At 39.8% G+C, this 10,041-nt stretch carries 8 protein-coding genes; 7 read left to right on the forward strand and 1 reads right to left on the reverse strand.

The window, feature by feature from the left end:
* Positions 1-15 precede the first annotated feature (15 nt).
* The gene (locus QZ323_RS05505) at positions 16-2,226 is read right to left on the reverse strand and encodes a putative porin (RefSeq protein WP_294633482.1); all 2,211 of its coding nucleotides are present in this window, start codon (positions 2,224-2,226) and stop codon (positions 16-18) included.
* Positions 2,227-3,251: 1,025 nt separating this feature from the next.
* Between QZ323_RS05505 and QZ323_RS05510 the strand changes: the two genes are divergently transcribed.
* From QZ323_RS05510 to QZ323_RS05540, 7 genes are all read left to right on the forward strand, one after another.
* Positions 3,252-3,785, forward strand: a complete 534-nt coding sequence (locus tag QZ323_RS05510) for a UpxY family transcription antiterminator (RefSeq protein WP_294633483.1) — start codon at positions 3,252-3,254, stop codon at positions 3,783-3,785.
* 33 nt (positions 3,786-3,818) lie between these two features.
* Positions 3,819-4,340 (forward strand): UpxZ family transcription anti-terminator antagonist, encoded by a 522-nt coding sequence (locus QZ323_RS05515; RefSeq protein WP_294633484.1) that lies wholly within the window; start codon positions 3,819-3,821, stop codon positions 4,338-4,340.
* 51 nt (positions 4,341-4,391) lie between these two features.
* On the forward strand, positions 4,392-5,780 hold the full coding sequence (locus tag QZ323_RS05520) for a UDP binding domain-containing protein (protein WP_294633486.1): 1,389 nt from the start codon (positions 4,392-4,394) through the stop codon (positions 5,778-5,780).
* A gap of 448 nt (positions 5,781-6,228) precedes the next feature.
* Positions 6,229-7,665, forward strand: a complete 1,437-nt coding sequence (locus tag QZ323_RS05525) for a flippase (RefSeq protein WP_294633488.1) — start codon at positions 6,229-6,231, stop codon at positions 7,663-7,665.
* A 264-nt stretch (positions 7,666-7,929) separates the two neighbouring features.
* Complete coding sequence (locus tag QZ323_RS05530; RefSeq protein ID WP_294633490.1) at positions 7,930-8,814, forward strand: glycosyltransferase family 2 protein; 885 nt, start codon at positions 7,930-7,932, stop codon at positions 8,812-8,814.
* A 127-nt stretch (positions 8,815-8,941) separates the two neighbouring features.
* Positions 8,942-9,157: a hypothetical protein gene (locus QZ323_RS05535; RefSeq protein WP_294633491.1), complete on the forward strand. Its 216-nt coding sequence runs from the start codon at positions 8,942-8,944 to the stop codon at positions 9,155-9,157.
* Between the two features lie 343 nt (positions 9,158-9,500).
* Positions 9,501-9,998, forward strand: a complete 498-nt coding sequence (locus QZ323_RS05540) for a hypothetical protein (protein WP_294633493.1) — start codon at positions 9,501-9,503, stop codon at positions 9,996-9,998.
* Positions 9,999-10,041 lie beyond the last annotated feature (43 nt).

The following is a 10,041-nucleotide window of genomic DNA, read 5'->3' on the forward strand; positions in this document are numbered from 1 at the left end:
CACATATATAGGGAGTTAATCATAAAAATTCCATGATACGCCGACCCTGAGAAGACTTGGATTGATAGGGTAGTGGGGGACAAGGAAAGAGTTGCGTGTTCCCATACCCTGATTTACGTGGGAGTACATGGCAAAAAGCCGCGTACGTTTCAAATGTATATTCGCATAGATATTGACTATCGGATAGCCTCCGATTTCCACCTGGTCATCGTCCGGTTGCAGATGAAACTGCTGGATGGCAGGCGTATAGGCAGGAGCATGATATTTGGTAAAGTAACGAACATCGGCACCCACTTGCACGGTAAGCACTTTCTTTGCCAACTTGGTCAATATGTAGAAGTTGGAGTATAGCGAAAGTTTGGGCAGCGGCAGAAGGGTTTCATCGCTCGATTGCTGCCATACCACTTCATTGTCCAGATGGAAAATGCCGATACGGAAGTTCTGGTTCAGTATGGCGGAAATGACCTGTATGTTTCCACTATATTGTGCCGGAACGGCATTTTGATTGAAGTACGTGTAGTTCTTTATGTTTTCTACACCGGCACGGAGGTTGGTGCCCCATCGGTCGATGTTCAGTTCGCCTTCCACACGGGTGCGAAATTCTTTTTCCATATCGTTGTTATCCCAGATGAACTGGTTGGAGTGATAATGTCGCATATAGAAGGAAGGCAACGTGTTCTTCACGAATCCCCTAACCATGAGATTGACCGTATCTTTCCAGAGGCGGAAGTTCAGGTCCATGTTTCCGTTTACCTGAAATTGTCCTAAGGCCTTGTCCATGATGCCTATCTCGCCATCTACAGAGTAGTGCAGGGTTTTTCCTTGTCGTTTGGCAAGTTCGCCTCCGACGTATATTTCCTGTTCGGTGAAGCGGTCTGTAGTTATGGAGTCCTGATTCATCAAGTCATACCGGCTGAACTTATGGGATAGATAGGCGGTCAGTCCGGCTTTGGCATACTTGTTGAATCCCTCCAACAGGGCGATACCGAATACATTCTTTACGCTGAATGCGGTAGTCGAGTCGCGACTGACACCGAATTTGTTGTAATTGGCATTCGCATTCGGACTCTCTACAGCTTGGAAACGGTGGCGCAAGCGCTCCACTTTGAACGTATGGATGAAACTGGTGACCGGCACAAACTCTTCAACGAGGTTGCCATTATCTGCGAGGGTAGCACTATTCTTGATGCTGTCTTGCCGGATATTATTCACTTGCATAAGGCTGTCCGTCAAGAGGCTGTCGGCGGTCAGTGCGGGCGGCATGTTCAGGCTGTCCGAAGCAAGCGAAGGTTGCTGCTTCCTTGTAGGCATGGTGGCGTTGGATGCAGCAAAGTCTTGCTGGGGGACATTCGAGTCGGATTGTTCCTTCATGACCTTTCGTGTGAATCCCATCCGGTAACGTTGTGTAAGGTAGACATAGAAATCTTTGTTCCGGTTGGAAGCCTGTTCCATGTTCACGGGAATGGTTGTAGATTCATACTGTTTCTTACCTTCGGCCATCGTGTCGGGGCGGGTGATATAACCATCATTCGTTATACCGCCGTTTTCGTTCATCTTCAGACAGAAGTTATTGTATACGGCTTGCAACTGGTAGCGTTCGCCGATATAGCTTCCGAATATGCCGGCATTGAAATGTGAAGTAGACTGGTTGGTGTAATATCCGCGTCCATACAGGTAGTCGAACTTGAAGCCGAAAGCAAGGCGCTTGTTCACGTTGACGGAGAAGTAAGATTTGAACCGTTCTTCGCCGCTGATTTTGTTTCCTGCCTTGTAGTAAGTCAGGTTGGTATACGGAACATTGCTGTTGGTGAACAGCATCTGGTCGGGATGGACGAAGAAGCTGGAGAATGGCGCCATGAATATGGTCGGTTCTTCGCTTGTCCGGTCGAAGAAGATGCGTGACAGGCGGGGGGAACCAAGGTTTCCTAAAGTGTTGTATTGTCCCGTCATGCCTGTTCCCAAGTTAGTATTCTGGAAGTTCAGGTTGGCGGTATCGGCAGGTATGATGGTCCGGTTGCCTAATGTTTCGCTTAACCGCCACATGTAGAGTTTGGGCGGAATACTTTGTACGTCGACACCGGTATCCAAACTGTCCGGTTGTCTGGATGGATCTATCTGGTTGCCGTTTGGATCACGGTTATCCAGGGTATTGAGCATGCGCTGTGCTTGTGCCGTCAGCAGTCCCAATACGAATAGCAATATGGATGTTAATAGAATGCGTCTCATAATTAAGCGCAAAGATACAATAAAAAATTATTTGCTTGCTGAAATCCGTCTTTTTTGCCTATATTTTTGCACGGCTTATTTAAAAAACAAAGATCTTTAAGATAATATCTTTTTTCACAAGATACAGATTCCCTCTTTTTCTTTGAGCTGATGAGTTTGTAAAGAAAATGCCAATATATGTAACGGGTGATAAGAAGTAATGTAATGCCGCATTACATTACTTCTTATCACCCGTTACATATATTGTTATTCTATGGCTCAAGTTTCGTATCTTTCCGAATATGGCGATCTTGCTGAGTGTCGCCGCCGCATGCATCCACTTCACATGTATCCACTTCACATCATATTTCCTTCTAAAAACACATATTTTTTTAATATCATGTTACACACACAAATGTAGGTATAGGGTAGGGGGGCTACCCTATATAGATAATAAAATGTGTGTGTAACAAGTCCTTTAAAAAAAGATAAGAAAAGACGAGCCTGCGCGCGTATGTGCCCGAGTACATTATTATAAAAGGAAATCCTCCTGTTAACCCTCCTGTTGTTAGCTTGAAAGTGAGATGCTGCAATACTGTTATGGATGTGATAAAGTACGAAACAAAGCGGATAATAACAATGTCACTAATGATTAATGATTGCGAAATAGGGGAAAGTGTTTTTTAAACGTTCGTTTATTGAACGCAAAGATAGTGCGTAGAAATGAAACGACAAAATTTCTGATAAATAAAAGTACTTTAATTTTCGAAGGTATTTGCTATTGTGTTAACTTATAGCAAGTTATCACCTTGACAAAAATATGCTTTTTCCGTCATTTTTTTATTGAAAGAATCTTAGTAGTGATAAGCCCTCAAAAAGCGTTTAATAAACGAACGATTAAAAAACGTTTTCTTGAACTTAATATCTTCGTTTATAACGAATTAAGCTGAAATATCTATTTGTTACGGTTTGAAAGGGAATATGTCTCGTTCAAACCGCGAAGCGCACCCGGAATTATAATAAAATCCTCGATCTTCTTTTTGCAAGTGGTTGAAAATCAAAAATATTGGTTTGCGGCTCGCACTCGCGACAAGCAAGAATTTACAATCCGAAAATTCTTGGATAAGCTTAGATCCGAAGAGAATCTGGATCTTGATTATTACCTTCCTACGCGAATTGTGATATCCCAGTTGAAGTATCGTCGGAAGCGAAGTGAAGTCCCTGTTATCCGTAATCTGATTTTTGTTCGTGCCACGAAGCAGACTGCCTGTGATATTGCCAATGTCTATGGTGTGCAGCTTTTCTACATGAGAGACCTGCTTTCCCATTCTATGCTTGTTGTTCCCGATAAGCAGATGGAAGACTTTATGTTCGTGATGGACCTGAATCCGGACGGTGTGGGCTTTGATATCGAACCGCTCACTGTAGGTAAAAAGGTGAAAGTGATCAAAGGGGACTTTTGCGGCATTGAGGGTGAGATTGTTACGGAAGCCAATAAGACATACGTTGTCATTCGCATCAAGGGTGTCTTGATTGCGAGCGTTAAAGTGCCTAAATCCTATTTAAAGTTGATACAGTAATACTATCCTGATTATATTTTAATCATATACTTAATGAATTCTTTACTTTCTTGTGCTCTTGAACTTCAGCATGCTGCACATACTTTAATGTATTTCGGCATGGATGGCGAGCCTCTTTATTCCGATGATTTTTGCCGTCAGAACAAAGAAGTCCTTGTTAAATCCGATTCTCTCTTTTCCACAAAAAGTGCCGATATTGAGGAGGAGGCTAATCTGTGTCTGGCTCTTCTGATGGGCTATAATGCCACTATTTATAGTCATGGGGATAAGGACCGGAAGAAACAGGTTGTTCTGGAGCGTGCCTGTAATGTTCTGGAGTATCTTCCTGCCTCTTTGCTTAAGGTTCGTCTGCTGGCCTACTGTTATGGTGAAGTTTATGAAGAATCTTTACTTCAAGAGGCTCATTCCATTATCAATAGTTGGGATAAGGAATCTTTGACTTCCGAGCAAACAGAAATTATGGAAGAACTGAAGAATATTGAAGCGAATCCTTATCCTTTTGAGGAGGTGGAAGAGTCTGTATGTTCCCTCCCTTCTTCTACATATCAAAATTAAATGTAGACAAATATTTAGATAGAACTGATTATATCATAAGTATTTACCATAATGCGCGATTTTAATAAAATAAAAATAGCTGTAGCCGGTACCGGTTATGTAGGTCTCAGTATAGCGACATTGTTGTCACAACATCATGAAGTGGTGGCTGTAGACGTAATCCCCGAAAAGGTAGAGAAAATCAACAATCGTATCTCTCCCATCCAAGATGAGTATATCGAAAAATACTTTGCTGAGAAAGATCTGAACCTGACCGCCACACTTGACGGCAAGTTTGCCTATAAAGATGCGGATTTTGTAGTTATAGCCGCCCCCACCAACTATGATCCGGTGAAGAACTTCTTTGATACCCATCACATAGAGGACGTCATAGACATGGTGTTAGAGGTGAATCCCGAGGCGGTTATGGTCATCAAATCAACCATTCCTGTGGGCTATTGCCGTTCTTTGTATGTAAAATACGCGCGGAAGTTCGCCCAAATGGGTCCTTTGTCTGACGGTAAACGCCGTGAGTTCCGTTTACTCTTCTCTCCTGAGTTTCTTCGTGAAAGCAAGGCACTCTATGACAATCTCCATCCGAGCCGTATCATCGTCGGCTATCCCAAGATGATGGGCGCGGAATGGGAGGAGGAGAATGAGGCCATCCGCCGGATACAAGGCAACCACATGAAGGAAGCCGCCGAGACTTTCGCCAAACTCCTTGTGGAAGGTGCTGAATCTCCTTCTGCTGACAATCCCGTCATGGAACAGTACAAGGAGAGCAAGAACATCCCCGTCCTCTTTATGGGGCTGAAGGAAGCGGAGGCTGTCAAGCTTTTTGCCAACACCTATCTTGCCCTTAGAGTATCCTACTTCAATGAACTGGATACCTATGCCGAGGTTAAAGGCTTGGATACGGCTTCCATCATTAACGGCATCGGCCTCGACCCGCGTATTGGCACGCATTACAATAATCCATCATTCGGTTATGGTGGCTACTGCTTACCCAAAGACACCAAGCAGCTCCTTGCCAACTATCAGGATGTACCCCAAAATATGATGACAGCGATTGTAGAGTCAAATCGCACTCGCAAGGATTATATAGCGGATGCTGTTCTTCGCAAGGCTGGATGGTATGACTACTATAGTAATAATCAGTATGATGGTTCAAAAGAATCTGTTACTGTTGGTGTCTATCGTTTGACAATGAAGAGTAATTCTGACAACTTTCGCCAGTCGGCAATCCAAGGTATCATGAAACGGATTAAAGCTAAAGGGGCTACCGTTATTATCTATGAACCAACTCTTGCAGATGGCGAATCGTTTTTCGGTTCATTGGTAGTGAATGATTTAATAAAGTTCAAAGTTTTATCGAATGTGATTATTGCTAACCGCTTTGATGATTGTTTGGTTGATGTAGAAAATAAGGTTTATACGCGTGATATCTTTAGATGTGATTAACAATAAACGAGTTAAATTGATTAATCATGCGAATCAACAGTTTAAAGCTATTGCTTTTTTAAAGCTGTTTCTATTTAATTATATTAATATATGGAAAGTCTTATTAAACATTCCATGACTCCTCTTTCTTGGGGCAAGAAAATCGAAATACATGCGTCTTTCTGCATATCGTACAAACTGTGCTTTACTTAGCCCTGCACGTATCAGAAGATAAAAAGGGTTCTAGTAGAAAACGAGTGGGGATTGAGAGTTCTTAATTATCTGTAAGGTGCCATGACGGAGGAAGAGTTCCAGGATGGCTGGAAGATGAGTTGCTTAGACTTTAAAATCAAACTCGTCTTTTGAAATCTTTTAGGGGAAATCTTGTAAGTAGGCTTTCCCTATGAGGTATTTCAGAATTGGATGCTTATAGAACTTCAAAATCAGATACTAACAATTTTATTTACTCATGTCACAATCGTCTATAAAGAAAAATTTTGCTTATAAGAGTATACTGACTATTTCTACTTATTTAATTAGTTTCATTACATTTCCATATGTAGCTCGGGTACTGGGTGTTGAACATATAGGTTTAGTTAATTTTGTGGATAATACAGTGAATTATTTTTTATTATTCGCAACGATGGGGATTGGGCTATTGGGTGTCCGTGAAATAGCAGCAGTGAAAGAAAATAAGAAATGCTTAGAGCAGATTTATTCAAACATATTGGCATTGAATTTATTATTTACTATGGTATCGTTGGGTATATATTTGCTTTGTATAGCGGCAATACCCAAATTGCGCCAATATGACGAATTGTTTTATATAGGAACGGGCAAAATACTTTTTACAGTGTTTCTAGTGGAATGGTTTTTTACGGGAATAGAGAATTTCCGGTATATCACATTGAGAAGTATCCTTATAAAAGTCTTTTATGTAATCAGTGTTTTCATATTTGTAAGAGATACATCAGACTATCAGCTTTATTTTATACTCACAGTAGGAGTGGTTGTGTTGAATGCTTTTATTAATCAATTATATATTCGAAAATTTGTCAGGATTAGGTGGTGTAATATACACTTATTCAAGTATATTAAGCCAAACATTACATTGGGTATTTATACGTTGATGAGTTCGATGTATCTCACCTTTAATGTAATGTATTTAGGATTGGTGTCTGATAATACGGAAGTAGGTTATTATACGACAGCGTTTAAGCTATACTCTGTGCTTTTAGGTTTCTTTACTGCATTTACGAGTGTAATGTTACCTCGAATGAGTTCCTTGTTGGCAAACGGTGAAAATGCCCGCTTTCAAGAATTAGTGGATCATTCGTTCTCTGTAGTATCTACTTTCTGTATACCTTTGATTTTATATAGTATGATTCTAGCTCCTCAGATTATTTACATCCTATCCGGTCCTGAATATGAAGGAGCTGTATTTCCGATGCGAATTATTATGCCAGCAGCGTTTGCGGTAGGTATGGCTCAAGTATTAGCAATTCAGATATTGATGCCAATGAAAAAAGATAGGGTGTTATTGATGGCATCAATCATCGGTGCGATTGTCAGTTTGTTAATCAATTTACTGGTAGTTCCATATACGGCAAGCGTAGGATCTGCTGTCGTATTGTTATGTTCAGAAATGGTTGTAGCTGCGACATACGTGGTGTATGTACTATCGTATAGGTTAGCACGAATTCCTATTAGAATTGCATGGAAAAATGTTTGCTATTCTTTGCCTGGCGCATTGGTTTGCTGGGGATGCAACAGGTGGATAGAAAATGAGTTTGTGGGAGTAGTATGTGCGGTGATATTGGCGGGAACGGTATGGATAATAGTACAAATAATTGCAAAAACTTCTGTGGGGGAACGAATAAAAAGTATTTCTTTATTACGGCAGTGATGCCAGTGCTGAAATGGCGGCTGCTTATTACATACTGGAACGTTAAAGTTATATAGCAGTTCTATTTGGAACTTCATTGGCATTTTTCTCATAAAATATCTTTTATGGGTGTAGGGATTATGCTAATATGATTTCTGACAAAATGATTTTGCTACCAGCAATGTTAATTTCAAAACTAATTAATTAACAAAACTCGGTTTAGGGTATACTTATGTGCTCTTTCAAAGGAGAATGCCTTAAATAGAGTATTTACATGTTTTTTATATGGATGTATCGGTTATTGTAGTGAATTATAAAACACGCGACTTAACTTTACAGTGCCTTCGTTCTCTTTTTAAGTATACGTATGGTGTGAAGATGGAGGTTATTGTAGTTGACAATGCATCTCAGGATGATACGCCTTATTCTATACGCCGGGAGTTTCCGCAGGTACGTGTGGTAGAAAGTCAGGAAAATCTAGGGTTTGGAAAGGCTAACAATCTGGGTAATACTTATGCAATAGGTAAATACCTTTTTTTGCTTAATAGTGACACAATCGTTATCCACAACATTGTTCGCCAGTTTTTCGAATTTATGGAAATACATCCGGAATATGTTTCATGTGGTGGAAACTTGTTGGACAGAGATGGGGTTAATTGCAATGTAGGGGGGAATTTTCCTTCGGTAATGCAGGAGTTTCTGAGTATTGGCTTTCATAGGTTAGTGCCTCGTTGGTTTAAAAATCGATATACTTTGAGCAAGTCTGTAGCAGATAGCGGGATGGACGATATTTGTTACGTGATAGGTGCTGATATGTTTATTCGTAAAGAGATATTTGATCGCTTTCAGGGTTTCGACCCTGCCATTTTTATGTACTACGAAGAAACAGATCTTTATTATCGGATGCATTTGGAAGGATTGCGTTCGTGTATATTGCCCTATGCGCCTTTGATACATCTGGAGGGAGGGTCGTTTGGCTCTCATAGTCGTTTCTTTAACTTGAGAAAGATAGAAATGTTATTATGTAGCAAATGTTATTTTTTTCGTAAACACTATTCACGTAAAGCTGTGATGACTATGAAATGTTATGTGGCTATTGGAGCTATTATTCGTCCACACCGCTATAAATGTAACTTATTTGGTTTCCTTAAAAAGATTATTAAAGAATAAGTAGTAGATAAATGTTTTTCGGAACGATTTTTTACGAGTTAGCTTTGGGCACAGTTATAAGGTCAGTAGTCAAAAATTAGCTATTGATTGAAAGTTCTATCTTCTTGCGACTAAAATTCTAGAATTTATGTATAACAATGAAGATTTAGAACGTTACTATCGTGAAATGTACCGTTTGAATAATCATGGGATATCTCTGAGCTACATGACACTGACCTACTGGCTTGAAAAGGGTGCTGGATTCACCAAAGAATTAGGTTGTGATGCTCAAAAATATAGCATAAAGAAGAGCTCCAACGTCAATTGTGAAGAGAAGATTGTCATTTCTTCATTTCTTCTGTAGCCGAACGCATTGAAAAACATTCTGGGTGCCCGTTAGGTTAAGGTGCTACATCGGACGGTTACAATATTTATATGTATCCGGAAAACAAGTTGTACAACACGGGACATTTTGCTGCTTGGTTCATGTTCGTACTAAGTTTGTATATATTTATGAGTAGGGTGGTGACCTAAATGTGAAACGGATGCCGGACTATATGGGTTGGTTGTATGTTCAGAAAGATCTTTATTGCCGGGGCGATCTTCCTGCTGACAAGATATCTCGCCAGCGTAACGTTCTCTAGGGTGTCAAAATTGGATGCTTATTTTCTATTCCACAAATTGTCTGATTTAAATAAATTGCTCTTATGCCTTTATTTAAATTATTTGTAACAATATTAAATGTTCCGCGAATTATTCCATCATTTATCTTGTTTTGTTTAAAAATCAATGATTGTGAAGATGATGTTAAGCGAGCTCTTATTCATCGGCACTTTAATTCTAATGTTTTTATTGGTTTTTGTTATTTAATGGTTTTTGATAAAACTTTCAGGAATATCTTTTATAAGCGTATTGGTAAACTTAAATATTTTATATACTATTTTATGCCTCCACATGATTGCTTCGTTATTACCACATATATGGATTGTGGAAAAGGTTTTTGGGGAATCCATCCAATCGCAACTTTTGTAAATGCTGATAAGGTTGGTGAAAATTTTACTGTAAGAAACAATGTAACAATCGGTGCAAGTAAAACTGGACGTCCAACAATTGGAAATAATGTTATTGTAAATACAAATTCTCTTATTGCAGGTAAAGTAAATATTGGGAATAATGTAGTTGTAGGGGGACAGTTGTGTAAGTAGTCAAAAAATGGCTATTAATTGAAAGTGCTAACTTCGCTGCGAA

Origin of the sequence: uncultured Bacteroides sp., from assembly GCF_910585845.1 — a bacterium.
Lineage (GTDB): Bacteria > Bacteroidota > Bacteroidia > Bacteroidales > Bacteroidaceae > Bacteroides.